This window comes from Nocardia sp. NPDC050175 (genome assembly GCF_044459885.1).
Taxonomy (GTDB): Bacteria; Actinomycetota; Actinomycetes; order Mycobacteriales; family Mycobacteriaceae; genus Nocardia.
This window is the reverse complement of sequence record NZ_JBITJI010000005.1, coordinates 524,640-542,585: the sequence shown is the minus strand read 5'-3', so window position 1 is coordinate 542,585 and position 17,946 is coordinate 524,640. Positions and strand designations below refer to the sequence as shown.

The 17,946-nt window shown below is 67.1% G+C and carries 20 protein-coding genes; 13 read left to right on the top strand and 7 right to left on the bottom strand.

Annotated elements, in window-relative coordinates:
- The 4 genes from ACIBK2_RS20275 to glp form a co-directional block, all read right to left on the bottom strand.
- A complete protein-coding gene (locus tag ACIBK2_RS20275; protein ID WP_396969054.1) occupies positions 1–1,008 on the bottom strand; it encodes an AraC family transcriptional regulator ligand-binding domain-containing protein in 1,008 nt (335 codons plus the stop codon).
- 89 nt (positions 1,009–1,097) lie between these two features.
- Positions 1,098–1,532 carry a molybdenum cofactor biosynthesis protein MoaE gene (locus ACIBK2_RS20270; protein WP_396969053.1) on the bottom strand — a complete coding sequence of 145 codons (435 nt, stop codon included), beginning with the start codon at positions 1,530–1,532 and terminating at the stop codon, positions 1,098–1,100.
- Positions 1,519–2,562 carry a bifunctional molybdenum cofactor biosynthesis protein MoaC/MoaB gene (gene moaCB, locus ACIBK2_RS20265; RefSeq protein ID WP_396969052.1) on the bottom strand — a complete coding sequence of 348 codons (1,044 nt, stop codon included), beginning with the start codon at positions 2,560–2,562 and terminating at the stop codon, positions 1,519–1,521. The genes ACIBK2_RS20270 and moaCB overlap by 14 nt, the downstream gene beginning before the upstream one ends.
- 24 nt (positions 2,563–2,586) lie before the next feature.
- Positions 2,587–3,834, bottom strand: coding sequence for a gephyrin-like molybdotransferase Glp (gene glp / locus ACIBK2_RS20260; protein WP_396969051.1), 1,248 nt, complete (start codon positions 3,832–3,834; stop codon positions 2,587–2,589).
- 139 nt (positions 3,835–3,973) lie between these two features.
- Between glp and moaA the strand changes: the two genes are divergently transcribed.
- The 7 genes from moaA (at position 3,974) to ACIBK2_RS20225 (ending at position 10,204) form a co-directional block, all read left to right on the top strand.
- A complete protein-coding gene (moaA, locus tag ACIBK2_RS20255) occupies positions 3,974–5,032 on the top strand; it encodes a GTP 3',8-cyclase MoaA (protein WP_396969050.1) in 1,059 nt (352 codons plus the stop codon).
- Complete coding sequence (locus ACIBK2_RS20250) at positions 5,025–5,267, top strand: MoaD/ThiS family protein (RefSeq protein WP_379288052.1); 243 nt, start codon at positions 5,025–5,027, stop codon at positions 5,265–5,267. The genes moaA and ACIBK2_RS20250 overlap by 8 nt, the downstream gene beginning before the upstream one ends.
- A gap of 106 nt (positions 5,268–5,373) precedes the next feature.
- The gene (locus ACIBK2_RS20245) at positions 5,374–5,769 is read left to right on the top strand and encodes a DUF1003 domain-containing protein (RefSeq protein ID WP_396969049.1); all 396 of its coding nucleotides are present in this window, start codon (positions 5,374–5,376) and stop codon (positions 5,767–5,769) included.
- Between the two features lie 96 nt (positions 5,770–5,865).
- Positions 5,866–6,573 (top strand): YciI family protein, encoded by a 708-nt coding sequence (locus ACIBK2_RS20240; RefSeq protein ID WP_396969048.1) that lies wholly within the window; start codon positions 5,866–5,868, stop codon positions 6,571–6,573.
- Positions 6,574–6,575: 2 nt separating this feature from the next.
- A complete protein-coding gene (locus ACIBK2_RS20235; RefSeq protein ID WP_396969047.1) occupies positions 6,576–7,823 on the top strand; it encodes an RNA polymerase sigma factor in 1,248 nt (415 codons plus the stop codon).
- Between the two features lie 141 nt (positions 7,824–7,964).
- On the top strand, positions 7,965–8,588 hold the full coding sequence (locus tag ACIBK2_RS20230) for a methyltransferase family protein (RefSeq protein WP_396969046.1): 624 nt from the start codon (positions 7,965–7,967) through the stop codon (positions 8,586–8,588).
- Between the two features lie 134 nt (positions 8,589–8,722).
- Entirely contained in the window at positions 8,723–10,204 is a 1,482-nt protein-coding gene (locus ACIBK2_RS20225; RefSeq protein WP_396969045.1) for a M28 family peptidase, read from the top strand.
- Here the strand turns inward: ACIBK2_RS20225 and nadE are convergent.
- Both nadE and ACIBK2_RS20215 read right to left on the bottom strand, forming a co-directional pair.
- The gene (nadE, locus tag ACIBK2_RS20220; RefSeq protein WP_396969044.1) at positions 10,201–11,028 is read right to left on the bottom strand and encodes an ammonia-dependent NAD(+) synthetase; all 828 of its coding nucleotides are present in this window, start codon (positions 11,026–11,028) and stop codon (positions 10,201–10,203) included. The genes ACIBK2_RS20225 and nadE overlap by 4 nt on opposite strands.
- A 22-nt stretch (positions 11,029–11,050) precedes the next feature.
- Complete coding sequence (locus ACIBK2_RS20215) at positions 11,051–11,674, bottom strand: TetR/AcrR family transcriptional regulator (protein ID WP_396969043.1); 624 nt, start codon at positions 11,672–11,674, stop codon at positions 11,051–11,053.
- Between the two features lie 125 nt (positions 11,675–11,799).
- On the opposite strand from ACIBK2_RS20215, the gene ACIBK2_RS20210 reads away from it, so the two are divergent.
- The 4 genes from ACIBK2_RS20210 to nrdE all read left to right on the top strand — a co-directional run bounded on the left by ACIBK2_RS20210 (position 11,800) and on the right by nrdE (position 15,639).
- Entirely contained in the window at positions 11,800–12,369 is a 570-nt protein-coding gene (locus ACIBK2_RS20210; RefSeq protein WP_396969042.1) for an NAD(P)H-dependent oxidoreductase, read from the top strand.
- Between the two features lie 391 nt (positions 12,370–12,760).
- Positions 12,761–12,994, top strand: coding sequence for a redoxin NrdH (locus ACIBK2_RS20205; protein ID WP_069163300.1), 234 nt, complete (start codon positions 12,761–12,763; stop codon positions 12,992–12,994).
- A gap of 33 nt (positions 12,995–13,027) precedes the next feature.
- Positions 13,028–13,495, top strand: coding sequence for a class Ib ribonucleoside-diphosphate reductase assembly flavoprotein NrdI (gene nrdI, locus ACIBK2_RS20200; RefSeq protein ID WP_379322183.1), 468 nt, complete (start codon positions 13,028–13,030; stop codon positions 13,493–13,495).
- A 38-nt stretch (positions 13,496–13,533) separates the two neighbouring features.
- Positions 13,534–15,639, top strand: a complete 2,106-nt coding sequence (gene nrdE / locus ACIBK2_RS20195; RefSeq protein ID WP_379288037.1) for a class 1b ribonucleoside-diphosphate reductase subunit alpha — start codon at positions 13,534–13,536, stop codon at positions 15,637–15,639.
- A 7-nt stretch (positions 15,640–15,646) separates the two neighbouring features.
- Here nrdE and ACIBK2_RS20190 read toward each other — a convergent pair whose 3' ends face one another.
- Complete coding sequence (locus tag ACIBK2_RS20190; protein ID WP_396969041.1) at positions 15,647–16,246, bottom strand: hypothetical protein; 600 nt, start codon at positions 16,244–16,246, stop codon at positions 15,647–15,649.
- A 413-nt stretch (positions 16,247–16,659) separates the two neighbouring features.
- On the opposite strand from ACIBK2_RS20190, the gene ACIBK2_RS20185 reads away from it, so the two are divergent.
- Both ACIBK2_RS20185 and ACIBK2_RS20180 read left to right on the top strand, forming a co-directional pair.
- Positions 16,660–17,058: a VOC family protein gene (locus tag ACIBK2_RS20185; RefSeq protein WP_396969040.1), complete on the top strand. Its 399-nt coding sequence runs from the start codon at positions 16,660–16,662 to the stop codon at positions 17,056–17,058.
- Positions 17,051–17,938, top strand: coding sequence for a sigma-70 family RNA polymerase sigma factor (locus ACIBK2_RS20180; protein ID WP_396969039.1), 888 nt, complete (start codon positions 17,051–17,053; stop codon positions 17,936–17,938). Before ACIBK2_RS20185 ends, ACIBK2_RS20180 begins: the two co-directional genes overlap by 8 nt.
- The last annotated feature ends 8 nt before the right edge of the window (positions 17,939–17,946 follow it).

The following is a 17,946-nucleotide window of genomic DNA, read 5'->3' as shown; positions in this document are numbered from 1 at the left end:
TCAGTCGAAGCGGGCGGCTTGTTGCCCGCGGGGCGCCACCGTCCAGCGCCGGGCCGCGCGGCGCATTGAGCCCGCGTCGGAGTAGCCGAGCAGTTCGGCCTGCCGTGATCTGGTGAGCGGACCGGCCGACGTCGCCTCGTTGAGCCGCGCCGTCCGCGCCCGATCCAGTTCGTGCCGCCACGTGGTGCCCGCCTCCATCAAACGGCGCTGCAGCGTGCGCGGACTGGTGGCCAGCCGGTGCGCCACCTGATCGAGCGAGACATCGCCGGTTTCCAGCGCGTCGGCCAGCGCGGCCGCGACCCGGGCCGGCCAGGCGGAGGCCAGCGGCGGCGGTGGCGGCAAGGCCTCGGCGAGTGGCTGCAGCACCGCGGCGAGCACCGGATCGCTGGTGGTCAGCGGCAGGTCCATATCGCTGGCGCGAAAGACCATCGCGTCGAACGGTGCGTCGAATTCGATGGCGGCGGTGCCGAACACCTCGACGAACGTCGCCACCTTGACCGGCGCCGATTGGCGCAGCGAAATCCGTAGCGGGATCACCGGCTCGCGGACCACTCGCCTCGCCCGGCTCAGCACGGCGGCCAGGCCCCACAGCTGAGTGAGGTCGCGGCCACGGCCCTCGCCTTTGATCATGTCGAGGTAGAGCGTCACCTCGCCGTCGTGCTCGGCGACCAGGTCGAAGCGGTGGTTGGTGGTGACCGCGGTGACATACGGCCCGCAGGTCGCCAGACCCGCGCCGAGGGTGGGCGCGGTGGAGAACAGATAGTCGTACAGGCCGAGCGTGGGCAGTTGGTAGCGCTTGGCCACGTTCAGCGCGACGTCCGGATCGCCGAGCCCGTGCTCACCGATCTCCCACAGCCGGGAGAAGGTGTGGCTCGGCAGGTGCACCTGGTCGTCGGCCAGCGTCCACTCGGGCAGCCCGGTCTCGCGGATCAGTCGATCGCGATCGAGACCGGCCGCGCTGAGCTGAGAGATGACGAACCGGTGCAGCAAAACCTGATCGGTACCCATCGCGTCCTCCCGCGCCTCCGGCGAACTGCGTGTGCGGAAACGCTATCTCCGGCGTGTTGATTCGTCATGGGGTTCTTGTCACGGATCGGTTAACCGCAGGCGCCGACCCATTCGGACAACCCGTCGGCGAACAGCTGTCTTTTCCAGATCGGCACCTCGTGCTTGATCCGGTCCACCAGGGCCGCGCAGGTGGTGAAGGCCTCGGCGCGATGTGCGGCGGCGACCGCGACGACGATCGCGTCGTCACCCACGGTCAACGCGCCGATCCGGTGCACGGCGGCGACCGGCAGGCCCGCAGATTCGGCCAGCTCGGCACAGACCTTGTGCAAGAAGCGCTCGGCCTCGGGATGCGCCGAGTACTCCAGCGCGGAAACGGCCTGTCCGCCGTCGTGGTCGCGGACCTTGCCGGTGAACACGACGACGGCGCCGTAGTGCGGCCCGGTCACCGCGGCCTCGACCGCGGCGGCGTCGAGCGGCCGGTCGCTGATCCGGGCCAGCCGGACGGTGGGTTCAGTTGTTGTCATGGCTTCCGCCTCCGGCTACTTGCGCGAGCAGATGATCGAGCAGCGGTTCGAGCACCGCGATGCCGTCCTTGACGCCGCCGGGAGAGCCCGGCAGGTTCACGACCACTGACCGTCCGGCCAGCCCGGCCACGCCGCGGCTCAGCGCTGCTAGGGGGAACTTCGCGGTGCCGCGCTGCCGGATCGCCTCGGCGACGCCCGGCAGCTCGCGGGTCAGCACGGCGAGGGTGGCCTCCGGGGTGGCATCGGTGGGCGAGGCACCGGTGCCGCCGGTGCTGATCACCAGCGACGGCTCGAAGCGCAGCGCGTCGGCCAGTCCGACGGCGATGTCGGCGTCCGCGTAGACCAGCGGTCCGTGGACCGAAAAGCCGAGTCCGGCAAGCCATTCCGTGAGGACCGGCCCGGTGGTGTCTTCCCGGGTGCCCGCCGCGACACCGGTCGAGGCGACCAGGACAACCGCGGAACGAGCGTCCGAAACGGGTTCCGGCGACGCGGTGCTCGTTGCGGATGCCTCGCTCGGGACGGATTCCGTTGCAGCGCTGACCTGATGATGATCAGCGGACTCGGGACGCACCCAATGTCCATGCTTGCCACCCTCTTTGGTGAGCAGCCGCACTCCGTTCAGCGTCGCCGCCGGATCGACCGCCTTCACCATGTCGTGCAGCGTCAGCCCGGCGACCGCGACCGCGGTCAGCGCTTCCATCTCGACACCGGTGGGCCCCTTGGTCTTTGCCGTGGCCTCGATGGTGATGGCGGACTCGGTGAAGCCGAATTCGACCTTCACCGAGGACAGGGCGAGCTGATGGCAGAGCGGGATCAGCTCCGAGGTCTTCTTCGCCCCGGCGATGCCCGCGATCCGCGCGGTGGACAGCACGTCGGCCTTGGGCATGTCGTCGGCCCGCACCAGCGCGATCACCTCGGCGGTGGTCAGCAGCTCGCCGCAGGCCACCGCGATCCGGGTGGTGTCGGACTTGGCGCTGACATCGACCATGCGGGCGCGGCCCTCGCCGTCCACATGCGACAACTCACTCATCGAAAACTCCTGGGACAGGGCGGATCACAGCGACCACACGCGTACGACGGCCCCCGCGGGCAGCGAGGTGACCTCGGCCGGAATATCGATCAGTACGTCCGCCCACGCCATGCTCGCGACGAGATGGGACCCGGGTCCGGAGACCACCTCCACCGCCTCTGGATGTCGGTGCAGCGCGGGCAGATCGCCGTGCTTCGCGCGAATCAGCTTGCCGCGCAAGAACTGCCGCTTGCCGTGCGGCGAGCGGGCCACCTCGTTGCGCAGCGGCAGCTCGTAGATGTCGACGTGCGGCAGCCCGGCGAGGCCGCGCAGGATCGGCCGGGCGAACACCTCGAACGACACCATGGTGCTGACCGGATTACCGGGAAAGCTGAGCACCGGCACGCCGTCGACCACGGTCAGGCCCTGCGGCCCGCCCGGCTGCATGGCGACCGAGCCGAACGTGCCGCCGAGCGGCTCGAGCACGTCCTTGACCACCTCGAAGTCGCCCTTGGACACCCCGCCGGAGGTGAAAACGACATCGGCGGATCCGGTCGCGTCAGCCAGCAGCGCGCGGAACTGGTCGGGATCGTCGGTGCTGTGCGCGACCGAGACGACAGTGACCCCGTTCGCGGTGAGCGCGGCGGCCAGCGCGATGCCGTTGGAGTTGTAGATCTGCCCCGGCGCCAACGTGCTGCCGGCGGGCACGAGCTCGTCGCCGGTCGTGATGACCGCCGCCCGGACCGTGCGGAACACCGGCACGGTCGGCAAACCGACCGCCGCGAGCGCCGCGATATGCCGGGGATCGAGCGTGGTGCGCGCGTGCACGAGCAGGTCACCGGCCCGCACGTCGGTGCCCGCCTCGCGCACGAATTCGCCTGCGCTGCGGCCGCGTTCGATGGTGATGGTGCCGTTGTCGGCGCGCACGTCCTCCACCGGAACCACGCAGTCCGCGCCGGGCGGGATCGGCGCGCCGGTCATCACCTTGATCGCGGCGCCGGGCGGCAGCGGCGTCTGCCCGGCATTGCCCGCCGCGACGACACCGGCCACCCGCAGCGTGACCGGCGCGACCACCACGGACGCGGCGCGCACCGCGTAGCCGTCCATCGCCGAGTTGCGGAACACCGGCAGGTCGACCGGGGAACGGAGGTCCTCGGCTAGTTGCCTGCCGAGTGCCGCCGGTACCGAGACGTCTTCGATCGAGCGCGCGGCCAATGGCCGCAACAGCTGTTCGATGCTGTCCCGGTAGTCGTCGACGGGCCGGGCCGAGACGCTGGCGGGCCGAGGGTTCATGTGAGCCAGCCTAACGTCCGCCGATCGAGGTCAATCGGCCGTCTGGCTTGTGTGAACCTCACAATCTCGTGGGGCGCGCGGTGCGCGATTCCGTACCTTCTGCGACTGACCAACGGCGGGCAGAGGTCATAATGGACAGGTGACTCTGGTCGAGATGGGGATTCCTGCCGTGCGTTCCGGGCGTCCCTCGCTCGACGGGCGGCCCGATACGCCGTTTCTGCTCGACCGATTCGGGCGAGTGGCCCGCGATTTGCGCGTCTCCATCACCGAGAAGTGTTCGTTGCGCTGCACGTATTGCATGCCCGAGGAGGGGCTGCCCGCGATACCGCACCACGAACTGCTCACCGTCGAGGAGATCGTGCGCCTGGTGACGCTGGCGGTGCGCGAACTCGGTGTGCAGGAGGTCCGGTTCACCGGCGGCGAGCCGTTGATGCGCCGCGACCTGGAAAAGATCATCGCGGGCTGCCACGAACAGGTGCCGGACACGCCCCTGGCCATGACGACCAACGGCGTCGGACTCGAGCACCGCGCGCACGCGCTCGCCGCGGCCGGACTGAGCCGGGTGAACGTCTCGCTGGACACCGTCGACCGCGCCGGATACGCCAAGCTGACCCGGCGCGACCGGCTCGACTCGGCGCTGGCTGGCATTCGCGCCGCCCGCGACGCCGGGCTCGCCCCGGTCAAGGTGAACGCCGTCCTCATGCGCGAAACCCTCTCCGGCGCAGCGGATCTGCTCCAGTGGTGCCTGGACGAATCGTGCTCGCTGCGGTTCATCGAGGAGATGCCGCTCGACGCCGACCACGAATGGGCCCGCGCCAACATGGTCACCGCCGCCGAACTGCTCGGCGTGCTCGGCGCCCGCTTCGACCTCACCCCGGCGGGCCGCGACGATCCCTCGGCCCCCGCCGAGAAATGGCTGGTCGACGGCGGTCCCGCCACCGTCGGCATCATCGCCTCGGTCACCCGCAAGTTCTGCGACACCTGCGACCGCACCCGGCTCACCGCCGACGGCATGCTGCGCTCCTGCCTGTTCAGCGACCAGGAGTACGACCTGCGGCAGGTACTGCGCTCCGGCGCCGACGACGCCGAACTGGCCACGCTGTGGCGCGGCGCGATGTGGAACAAGTGGGCCGGTCACGGCATCGACATCGAGGGCTTCGTGCCGCCGGAACGCACGATGGGAGCCATCGGTGGTTGAGATCCGCTACTTCGCCGCCATCGCCGACGCCGTCGGCAAGGACCGCGAGACCCTCGACCTGCCGATCGGCGCCACCGTCGCCGATCTGCGTTCGACGTTGTCCGCGTCGTATGGCCCGAATCTGGACAAGATGCTGTCGGTGTGTGCCTACCTCGTCGGCGATGAACTCACCCGTGACCCGCACACTGCGCTGACGCCGCGGGTGGACGTGCTGCCGCCGTTCGCGGGCGGCTGAGCCGTCCCTCGGGCGCATTACAGTTTGCGGTTGCGTGCTCGGTCGGCACCAGCGGGTTAGCATCGGCGCGCCAACGCCTTTCGCCGCTCGAGGAGGCCGACCGGACATGTCACAGCCGTCGCAGTTCCCACGCCATCCCGCGATTCTGAAGCAGCAGGAGATCCGGGCGGCCAGCCTGCAACTCCGGCTCGCCGACGCCATCACCAAGTTCGCCGGATCCATGCAGTTCGTCTACATCCACGCCGTGCTGTTCGTCGTGTGGATGGTGTGGGGCGAGTCGAACCCCTGGCCGACCCTGACCCTGATCGTCTCGCTGGAGGCGATCTTCCTGTCCACGTTCGTGATGATCGGCCAGAACCGCCAGGCCCAGTTCCAGCAGATCAAGGCCGACCACGACTTCACCCAGCAGGAGCTCGAGCTCAAGACCAACACCGAGCTGACCAGGGCGATCCACGCGATGACCACCGAACTGCTGCGTCGGGATCACGCGAAACCGGAGTAGAAATAGTTTGGCGGCGGTGTGTATATGGCCGTGTGTTGTTCGTCGTCTGGGTAGGGAAGGGTGACGGACTCTTCCATTCGAGGAAGGTTGGCGACCATGCACTACTTGGCGACGATTGTGGGAGATGGGCAGGGCGCCCAGCCGGGGAGTCCGGAGTTCGCCGCAGGGGTGGCGAAGTACGCGGCCTTCCAGGAGGCGGCGGGCGCGGCGATCGCGGGTGGTGCGGCGTTGTTCCCGTCGGCCACCGCGGTCAACGTCCGGCACAGCGGTGATCGGGCGCTGATCACCGATGGGCCGTTCACCGAGCAGGCCGAGGTGGTCACCGGGTTCTACGTGTTCGACGCGAAGGATCTGGATGAGGCCATCCAACTCGCCCGGCAGATCCCGGCGGCCGCGCGCGGTGCGGTCGAGGTGCGTCCGATGGTGATGTGGGCGCCGCACGACACACCCGCTGCGGACTGGTGGGTCGCGCTGCTGTGGGAGTCGCAGGCGGACGTGATCGCGCCGGGTACCGCGGAGTGGGACGCGATGATCGCCCGACACGGGCAGTTCGCCGAGAAGGTCGGCGACGCGATCCGGGGTGGCGGGGCGCTGCAGCCACCGGCGACGGCGACCACCGTACGGGTGCGCGACGAGAAATTGCTGCTCACCGATGGGCCGTTCACCGAGGGCGCGGAGGTGGTCGACGGTTTGTACGTCTTCACCGCGGCCGGTCCGGCGGAAGCGGCGGACATCGCGGCGCTGATCCCGCGGGGCCCGCAGGGGCGCTCGGAGGTTCGCCGCATCGTCGACGTCGGCTTCTGACGATGGTGGGCCCGGCCGTCTCGATCGACGGTATCTACCGCGCCGAGTTCGGCCGGGCCCTGGCTACCGTCGCCCGGCTGGTCGGCGACATCGGGCTGGCCGAAGACGCGGTGCAGGAGGCGTTCACCGACGCGTTGCGCAGCTGGCCGGACCGCGGTGTGCCTGCCAATCCGGGTGCCTGGATCACCACCGCGGCCCGCAATCGCGCATTGGACCGACTGCGGCGCGAGTCGGCCCGAAATGGCAAGGAGCAGGACGCCTTCCTGCTGACCGCGCCGAGCGAGGAGGCCGACATGTCGGCGGTATCGGACGACCAGCTGCGCATGATCTTCACCTGCTGCCATCCGGCATTGTCGCAGGAGTCTCAGGTGGCGCTGACGCTGCGGCTGGTGTGCGGGTTGCGGACTTCGGAGATCGCCAGGGCTTTTCTGCAGCCGGAACATACGGTGGCGCAACGACTTACCCGTGCGAAGGCGAAGATCCGGCAGGCGGGGATTCCGCTGCGGGTGCCGCCCGCGCCGCTGTTGCCGGAGCGCATGCCCGCAGTGCTGGCGTGCGTCTATCTGGTCTTCACCGAAGGGTATTTCGCTACCGCTGGGCCGACTGCGGTTCGGGATGAGTTGTGCGACGAGGCAATTCGGCTCGGCAAGTTGTTGTGCGGTCTGTTGCCGGATGATTCGGAGGCGCGGGCGCTGCTCGCGCTGATACTGCTCAACGACAGCCGGCGCGCCCAACGGCGCAGTGCGGAAGGGGAATTGGTGCCGATCGAGGACCAGGATCGCACCGCGTGGAATCGGCCGCAGATCGAAGCCGGGCTGCGCTGTCTGATCTCCGCCGCCGCGGACGGTACCGGTCCTTACCTCGCCCAGGCCCGCATCGCCGGTGCGCACGCTATCGCCGCCGGCTGGGAGCAAACGGACTGGGCGGCAATAGTTTCCGCCTACGACGAGTTATTCGAGTACTCCGACTCGCCCATGGTCGCGGTGAACCGCGCGATCGCCGTCGGCTTCCTGCGCGGCTTCGACGCCGGTCTTGCCGCGCTCGACGAGGTAGCCGACCATCCACGGCTGGCCGCCTCGCACCTAGTCCCCGCTACTCGGGCCGACCTGCTCCGCCGCGCGGGCCGCTACGTGGAGTCCGCGACGAATTACCGCACCGCACTGGAACGCACACCGAACGAACAGGTGCACCGCTTCCTGTCCCGGCGCCTCGCCGAGGTGGAGCGCGCGGTATCCCCGCGCCCCCTGTGACGCGGTAGGCGGTGTGTCGCGCGGCAAGTCGCTGGGCGGGAGATCGAGGTGGGAACTGCTGTGCAGCAGAGTATTCCAAGACTGTAGACACATGCGTATTGGTGCATATATGGTGATCGCAAGTCGAGGAAGGGGAGTGCCATGGTGGCAGTCGCACTGGTGTTGTATCTCGTGTTCGCCGCGGCCGCGTTCGGCTGGCGAACCTGGTGGCAATGGCACCGCACCGGATCAACCGGCTTTCACGGCATCGCCGGTCGCCCGGGTTCGCTCGAATGGCTTGCCGGAGTCGGGCTAGTCGTTGTGCTCGTCCTGAGTCTTGCCGCGCCGATCCTCCAACTGGCTGACGTAGTTGCGCCGATTCCCTTGTTGGACAAGCCAATTGTGCAGTGGATCGGTCTCGCCGTCGCGCTCGCCGGTGTCGCGGGCACCCTCTACGCCCAGCACGCGATGGGTGAATCCTGGCGGATCGGCGTCGACGCCACCGAACGCACGACCTTGGTGCGATCCGGCGTGTTCGGCATGGTGCGCAACCCGATCTACACCGGCATGTTCACCTTCGCCGCTGGCGTCACGCTCATGGCGCCTAATCCTGTTGCGGTAGTGGGCTTTCTGCTACTCATCGGCGTGATCGAGCTACAGGTGCGCGTGGTCGAGGAGCCGTATCTGTGCGATGTGCACGGCGATCGCTACCGCTCCTACACCGCCGAGGTCGGGCGGTTCGTCCCGGCCGTCGGCAGGCGATCGCGCGCGCCGCACGTGGGGTGAGATCGGCGGGTGTGCGGGCGGATTGCCCACCGGCTCAACCCATTTCCCCACTACAACTGGGGTTTCATCAGGCTGACACCCCGGCTTAATCTCCGATCCATCGGGATTCATCCGTCCCTTTGGAGGAGCTGACTATGCCCCGAATCTTCCGCAGTGCCACCGCCGGTCGCGTCATCGCCACCGCCGCCGCGCTGCCAGTAGCGTTATCCCTCGCTATCGCGGGGTCGGCGTACGCCGACCCCAGTCCGCCGCCCGGGCGACTGGCCGACTCGATCAAGGCGCCCGCCGTCAAGCAACATCTGGAGAAGTTCCAGTCGATCGCCAATGCCAACGGCCGCACCAGGGCCGCGGGCACCGCGGGCTACGACGCCTCCCGCGACTACGTGGCAGGCGAACTCCGCCGCGCGGGTTACCAGGTGACGTTGCAGCCGTTCACCTTCCAGTCCTTCCGGGAACGGACCACGCCGGTGCTGGAGCAGGTCTCGTCCGCCCGCACGGCCTACAAGCCGACCGCACCGGACCGCAACCAGCTCGGTGACTTCGCCACCCTGACCTATTCGGGCTCGGGCGAAACGAAGGCGACCGTCCAGGGCGTCGATCTCGCCTTGTCGCCCGGTTCGACGGCGAACGCCTCGACCTCCGGCTGCGACACCGCGGACTTCGCCAACTTCACCCGCGGCAATATCGCCCTGCTGCAGCGCGGCACCTGCACATCCGCCGACAAGGCCCGGAACGCCCAGGCCGCAGGGGCTTCCGGCGTCATCATCTTCAACGAGGGCCAGCCCGGCCGCACCGACACCTTCGCCGAGCCGCTCGACGAGACCGGCATCACCGTGCCGGTGGTCGCCACCAGCTACGCCGTCGGCAAGGACCTGGCCAAGGCGAACACGGTCGTCCGGCTCAAGACCGACACTGAGGCCCTCCCCGCCACCACGCACAACATCCTGGCGGAGTCCCCGCAGGGCAACCCGGACAAGGTAGTCATGGCCGGGGCGCACCTCGACTCGGTGCGTGCCGGAGCGGGCATCAACGACAACGGTTCCGGCAGTGCGGGTCTGCTCGAGGTCGCCCTCCAAATGGCCACGACCACACCGAAGAACAAGGTCCGCTTCGCCTGGTGGGGCGCCGAGGAACTCGGCCTGGTCGGCTCCAAGTACTACGTGGCGAACCTGTCCGCGGCCAACCGCGCCAAGCTCGAGCTCTATCTCAACTTCGACATGATCGGCTCGCCGAACTACGCCTACAAGATCTACAGCGGCAGCCAGGGCCCGGCCGGTTCCGCCCAGATCGAGCAGAACTTCGCCCGCTACTTCGATTCTAAGGGCCTGCGGCACAACGGCGCTGCGCTCGACGGCCGCTCGGACTACGGCGCGTTCATGCGTGCGGGCATCGCGGTCGGCGGCTTGTTCACCGGCGCCGAGGGCATCAAGACCCAGCAGGAGCAGCAGATGTTCGGCGGCCAGGCGGGCCGCGCCTACGACTCCTGCTACCACCGGTCCTGCGACACGACCACCAACATCAGTGACAAGGCGCTGACCGACAACACCGGCGCGATCGCCGACGCGATGCAGAACTACGCCGCCAGCGCCGACCCGCCCGGCACCGCGACAAGCTAGTCGCGCCACCAGGTGTCGAGCGGAGTCACCGGAACCGCGCGCTTGTGCCTGGTGTTCAGATAGATCGACTCGATTCGCTCGGCGACCTCGGGGGTGACGTCCTTGCCCTCGAGGTAGTCGTCGATTTCGCGGTAGGTCAGGCCGAGCGCTTCCTCGTCGGGCAGCGACGGCCGATCGTCCTCCAGGTCGGCCGTGGGAACCTTCGACCAGATACTGGCCGGCGCGCCCAACTCCTGCAGCAGCGACGCACCCTGATGCTTGGTGAGCCCGGTCAGCGGGGTCAGGTCGACGCCGCCGTCGCCGTACTTGGTGAAGAAGCCGGTGACCGCCTCCGCCGCGTGGTCGGTGCCGACCACGAGCATGTTCTCCTGACCGGCCAGCGCATACTGGATCACCATCCGCTCGCGCGCCTTGATATTGCCGCGCACGAAATCCCGGAGCTTATCGATCTTCAGCGCGGAGGCCACCTCGCCCGCGGTCGCGTTCGCGCTCGGGCGGACATTCACCGACACCGACCTGTCCGGCTGGATGAACCGAAGCGCGGTGCGCGCGTCGACCTCGTCGGCCTGCACCCCGTAGGGCAGCCGCACCGCGAGGAACGTCACCTCCGCACCGTCGGCCCGCAACTCCTCCGCGGCCAACTGGCACAGCCGACCCGCCAGCGCGCTGTCCTGCCCGCCGCTGATGCCGAGCACGAAACCCTTTGCGGGAGTGGCCTTCAGATAATCCTTGAGGAAATCGACCCGCCGCCGTACCTCGGTCTTCGGTTCGATGGTCGGCTGGACGCCCAATTCCGTGATGATCTGTTCGCGCAGGTTCCGCATGGCAGCCCACTTTACTGACTGTTCACCGCGAAACAACGTGGCGAACCAAGGCGTCCCAGTTGTCGCCGATCTGATCGCGGGTATATCCCTGCGCGCGCATCTGATGCATGATCAGCGCGGCGCTGAGCGCACCGAGCAGGCTGTCGGCGACCAACGGGATCTCGCCGGGCACCCCGGCCTGGCGCAGCAGCATCGACACGTGCGCCTTGAGCAACAGGTAGGGCGCACCCGAGTATCGATCGCGCGCCTCGCCCACCTCCGCGGCGCGATACAACTCGCCTTCCACATCGATATCGAGCAGCCGCGCGCGCCCGAACGCGACGAGCCGCTCCACCGGTGCCGCGCCGGGTCCCAGCGGCGGCGGCCCGAACATGAACGCCTCCTGCGCCTTGCGCTCGGAATGATCGAGCAGCGCGAGCAGCAGCCCGGACCGGCTGCCGAACCGCCGGAAGACGGTGCCCTTGCCGACCCCGGCCCGCTTGGCCAGCGCGTCCATGGTGAGGCCGTCGACGCCCTGCTCGCGCACCAGCTGTTGCGCGGCGTCCAGCAGCAGCTGCCGGTTGCGTGCCGCGTCGGCGCGTTCGGTCGGTCCGGCCGCGCCGGGTGGCGGCGCGCCGATCCCGAGCAGCGGACGTGCCCCGGGCATGGGGAGATCCGATGTGGGGTAGCTCACAGCAGCCACGCAATCTCCGCGGGAAGTAATCGGACCACGGTCCGGTTAGTCATCAGTGAAAGTTCGGACACCACATACTCAGTACACCAGGAGTTGTCATGGGCCAGACCCGCATCCTCGCTCTCGTCGGCAGCCTCCGCGCCGCGTCCATCAACCGGCAGCTTGCCGAGACCGCAGCACAGACGGCCCCCGCGGGCGTCGAGATCACCATCTATGAAGGCCTCGCCGACATTCCCTTCTACAACGAAGACCTCGATGTCGAGGGTGCCGTACCCGCCGCCGCGCAGGCGCTGCGCGACGCGGTCGCCGCCGCCGACGGCCTGCTCGTGGTGACCCCCGAATACAACGGCACGCTGCCCGGCGTGTTGAAGAACGCCATCGACTGGGCCTCCCGTCCGTACGGCGCCGGTGCCATCAAGGCCAAGCCGACCGCCGTGGTCAGCGCGTCGATCAGCCCGAACGCCGCGCAGTGGGCGCATGGCGACACGGTCAAGTCGCTCGGCGTGGCGGGTGCCAGCGTCGTGGAGTCCGCGCATCTGCACTTCGCCACGATCGGTGAGCGGTTCGGCGCGACGCATCCGCGCGAGGATGCCGAGGCGCTCACCAAGCTGGCCGCCACCGTGCACGAACTGGTGCAGGCCACTCTGGGCGAATTCGCCGCCGTGTAAGCTTCGCGTCCGGTCTTCTCGAGGGTCATCTCCGCGCGGCGGAGGTGGCCCTCTTTGTCTGATCCGAGGGTTTGCTGGAAATCAGCTACGGTACGAAATTGTGATCTGCGCCACGGTCGTGTCGGGTTGCGAATCGAGCGTCCAGGTACTTACCGCCTTCGAATTTCATCAATGTGACTCGCAACATGTCGTGTTGGATGAATCTGTCGGCCACTAGGTGTAGTGTCTTCGGTACTGGAAGACGGCATGACACCCCGCTCTGCGAGCATCAGCCCGAAGGGGTTGAGCAGGGGATTTACAGCCAGATCCAGGAGTTTGCGCAGCAAGGCCGATCGTGCACTGCATACGGATCACAGGCTGTGGATCAGGCACAAGGAGAAGAGGGAATCCAATGACCGTCACCGTGTACACCAAGCCCGCTTGCGTCCAGTGCAATGCCACCTACAAGGCCCTCGACAAGGCCGGGGTGGACTACGAGGTGATCGACATCTCCGAGAACGACGAGGCACGTGACTACGTCATGGCGCTCGGCTACCTGCAGGCTCCGGTCGTGGTGGCCGGTGAGGACCACTGGTCCGGCTTCCGTCCCGATCGCATCAAGTCGCTCGCCACCGTGGCGGCCTGACCGCTTCCACTTTCGTTCCTCCGGGAGGAGAGGGTGACCGTGTCCGATCAGGCCGCGCTCGTCTACTTCTCCAGCGCCTCGGAGAACACGCACCGTTTCGTCGAGAAGCTGGGTCTCCCGGCAACTCGCATTCCACTGCACACCGCCGATTCGCTGCGCGTCGACGAACCCTTCGTGCTGATCGTCCCCACCTACGGGGGCGGTCGGCACGTCCTGGGTGGGAACAGATCCGACAAGGATTTCGTGCCGCGGCAAGTCGCCAAGTTCCTCAACGATCCGCACAACCGCGCGCTGCTGCGCGGGGTGGTCGCGGCGGGAAACACGAACTTCGGCGATACCTACTGCTATGCGGGAGACGTGATCTCGCGTAAATGCGGGGTGCCGTACCTGTATCGCTTCGAACTCATGGGAACCGCTGAGGACGTCGAGCGCGTCCGAGAGGGATTGGGATTGTTTTGGCAACAACAACGACAGCACCGGCCGGAAAAACGGCTCGCTTAGAGCAGTCATCGGGCCGCGGTGCGGAGGCCGGCGAGGTCATGGACTACCACGCCCTCAACGCGATGCTGAACCTGTACGGCCCGAACGGCGAGATCCAGTTCGACAAGGACCGCGAGGCCGCGCACCAGTACTTCCTGCAGCACGTCAACCAGAACACCGTCTTCTTCCACAACCTGGACGAGAAGCTGGACTACCTGGTCGACGAGAAGTACTACGAGCCGGAGGTACTCGAGCAGTACAGCCGCGGGTTCATCAAGCAGCTGTTCCAGCAGGCCTACGCCAAGAAGTTCCGGTTCCCCACCTTCCTCGGCGCGTTCAAGTACTACACCTCGTACACGCTGAAGACCTTCGACGGCAAGCGCTACCTGGAGCGGTTCGAGGACCGGGTCTGCATGGTCGCGCTCACCCTCGCCGCCGGTGACGAGGTGCTCGCGGGCAAGCTGGTCGACGAGATCATCGACGGCCGCTTCCAGCCGGCCACCCCGACCTTCCTCAACTCGGGCAAGAAGCAGCGCGGCGAGCCGGTGTCCTGCTTCCTGCTGCGCATCGAGGACAACATGGAGTCCATCGGGCGCTCCATCAACTCCGCGCTGCAGCTGTCCAAGCGTGGCGGCGGGGTCGCGCTGCTGCTCAGCAACATTCGCGAGCACGGCGCGCCGATCAAGCAGATCGAGAACCAGAGCTCGGGCGTCATCCCGATCATGAAGCTGCTGGAGGACTCGTTCTCCTACGCCAACCAGCTCGGCGCGCGTCAGGGCGCGGGCGCGGTGTATCTGCACGCGCACCACCCGGACATCTACCGGTTCCTGGACACCAAGCGGGAGAACGCGGACGAGAAGATCCGCATCAAGACCCTCTCGCTCGGCGTGGTGATCCCCGACATCACCTTCGAGCTGGCGAAGAAGAACGAGGACATGTACCTGTTCTCGCCGTACGACGTGGAACGCATCTACGGCAAGCCGTTCGCCGACATCGACGTCACCGAGAAGTACTACGAGATGGTCGACGACAAGCGGATCCGCAAGTCGAAGATCAAGGCGCGCGAGTTCTTCCAGACCATCGCCGAGCTGCAGTTCGAATCCGGTTACCCGTACATCATGTTCGAGGACACGGTGAACCGGGCCAACCCGATCGCGGGCAAGATCACCCACTCGAACCTGTGCTCGGAGATCCTGCAGGTCTCGACGCCGTCGATCTTCAACGACGACCTGTCCTACGCCAAGGTCGGCAAGGACATCTCCTGCAACCTCGGGTCGCTCAACATCGCCAAGGCGATGGACTCACCCGACTTCGCGCAGACCATCGAGACGTCCATCCGGGCGCTCACCGCGGTGTCCGATCAGACGCACATCTACTCGGTGCCGTCGATCGAGCAGGGCAACAACGAGTCGCACGCGATCGGCCTCGGCCAGATGAACCTGCACGGGTACCTGGCCCGCGAGCGGGTGCATTACGGGTCCGAAGAGGGCATCGACTTCACCAACATCTACTTCTACACCGTGGTCTACCACGCGATTCGGGCATCGAACCTGATCGCGAAGGAGCGCGGCAGCTACTTCGGTGGCTTCCCCGAGTCCAAGTACGCCAGCGGTGAGTACTTCGACAAGTACACCGAGCAGGTGTGGGAGCCGAAAACCGAACGGGTTGCTCAGCTTTTCGCCGACGCCGAGGTGCGGATCCCGACGCAGGACGACTGGCGTGAGCTCAAGGCCTCGGTCATGGAGCACGGCATCTACAACCAGAACCTGCAGGCCGTCCCGCCGACCGGCTCGATCTCCTACATCAACCACTCCACCAGCTCCATCCACCCGGTGGCGTCGAAGATCGAGATCCGCAAGGAAGGCAAGATCGGCCGCGTCTACTACCCGGCCCCCTACCTCGACAACGACAACCTCGAGTACTACGACGACGCCTACGAAATCGGCTACGAAAAGATCATCGACACCTACGCGGCCGCCACCCAGCACGTAGATCAGGGCCTGTCGCTGACGCTGTTCTTCAAGGACACCGCCTCCACCCGCGACCTCAACCGCGCCCAGATCTACGCCTGGCGCAAGGGCATCAAAACCCTCTACTACATCCGCCTGCGCCAAATGGCGCTGGAAGGAACCGAAGTCGAGGGCTGCGTCTCCTGCATGCTGTAGTCGCCACCTAGGGCCGACCGACGCCGCGCACGAATTGTCCTGCCGCGCACGTAATTGCCAGCAATTTCGTGCGCGCCGGACCACAACGTGCGCGGCGTCGTTCCACACCGGGGATCAGGCGCGGAGGCAGGCCTTGAGGTCTTGAGGTCTTGAGGTCTTGACGAGCTTTTGCTCGGGCCTGTTGGCGCTGCGCGAGCTGATGCCTGGCGCCGTTCCTGGAGCTCTCCAGGTTATTCGAGGCGTCTAAGGAGTTACCGTAAAGCTGCGATGGGCTCTTGTGCAGCTCGTCCAGCTCCTTCTTTTCGGCCTCGGACAGGGGCTCGAACGGCGAGTCGGACCTGCTGTTGAGGCCTTCGTACCGATCGATCTTCTTCCAGGCGTCGTCGACAGCTTTCTGCGCTTGCTGGACTTCGGGGACGGTGTCGATGTTGTAGTCGGAGACAGCGTCCTCGGCATCCATCATCGCCAAGGTCTCCGCGGCACAGGGGCTTTCAGCGGCCGATGACGGAGCGGCACAGGCCGTATCGATCGCGGTACAGGACAACGCGGCGATCAGGGTTGTCGCGACAAGTAGGCCTGTCCGACGAGTGATGGTGCGGTGGTTCACAATTGGCCTCCTCGGCGGAGAGGATGCCGTGACCGGCACGGTACGCGCACGATCGGTACACGATCCTCCTCCATGGCAGTGGTCCCTTACGGTCGTTCGGTACGACCATCTATTCGGACCCGCGTCCAGCTTGGATCGGTCATCTCGTTGAACTAGTGATCCATGCCACTGTGACCGTTCGGTAAGCGGTCAGCGACTGTGCATCCGACCCGAGACCGTCGTACATTCGACCAATCCCGAAGATGGGCAGCCGATTTCGGACGTCACCAGCCCAGTGCGCGCACACACCGAGTTCCGGACGTCGTGCTGGAAGTGTTGTCCGTCGGTTACCTTCTCCCGTCGGCACCCGTCATATAGCCGACGACCGAATATGTCCGGGGTCGTCTGAGCGACAATGGGAGTGGAGAACAACGGTGCTGACGAACATCATGTACACGACGATCTATGTGACCGATCAAGACCGGGCGCTGACGTTCTATACGGAAGCGCTCGGGATGGAGAAGCGGATCGACGCCCAGGGGCCTGGTGGGCGGTTCCTCACCGTCGGTGTTCCCGGTAGTCCGGTCGGGATCATTCTGTGGTCGCATGCGGCGTCTGCGCGGCAGCCGGTTGCCGCGGCCGCGGATGAGGTTCCCGGGCCGGTCGTCCTCGAATTCGATGACCTGAGGAGGGATTTCGAGGTGCTCCGGCAGCGCGGCGTGACCTTCACGCAGCCCGAGCCACAGGACTATCCGTTCGGCGTCCGCATCGACGCGCTGGATCCGGACGGTAACCGGATCGCGCTCCGTCAACAGCGCCGTACCGATGGCTGACCGTCCGGATCTGGTGGCCACGGCGTTCGAGGCTCAGCGCGATCGGCTGCGCGCGGTCGCTTATCGCGTGCTCGGCTCGCATGCCGACGCCGAGGATGTGGTGCAGGAAGCGTGGCTGCGGCTCGCGCGGCAGGACGCGGCGGCGATCGATAATCTGGCGGGTTGGCTGACTACAGTGGTCGGCCGGATCAGCCTGGATGTGTTGCGGTCTCGGCATACTCATCCCGAGGCGTCCTACGGCGACAGGTTGCCGGAGCTCGTGGTGACGGCCGATGACGCGCCCGAGCCGGCCGAGCACGTCGCGCTCGCCGACTCGGTCGGCCTCGCGCTCCTCGTCGTGCTCGACTCGCTGAGTCCAAGCGAGCGGCTGGCCTTCGTCCTGCACGACATGTTCGCGGTGCCGTTCCACGAGATCGGCCAGATCCTCGGCAAGTCCGCCGACGCCACCAAGATGATCGCCAGCCGCGCCCGCAGGAAGGTGCGGTCGACCGCACCGCCGACCGCCGCCGGACGCGAGCAGCGCGCGGTGGTCGAAGCCTTCCGCGCGGCGGCGTTCGGCGGCGATTTCGCGGCGCTACTGCGGGTGCTCGACCCGGAGGTGCGACTGACGGTCGCCACGCCGGGCGGGGTGATCGTCACCCTGGGTGCCACCGAGGTCGCGGCCGGCGCGCAACTGTTCGCGGGCGCGGTCGCACAGCAGCGGGCGGTGCTCGTCAACGGCCTGCCCGGATACGTCTCCTGGCGAACAGACGGTTCCCTGCTCTCCGTCATCTCGTTCACCGTCACCGACAATCGAATCACTGCCATCGCGATCGTGTCCGACCCCGCCGAACTCGCATCGCTACACCTCCCGGACCCGCCCGAGTACCCCGTGTCCTGAGGTTCCGC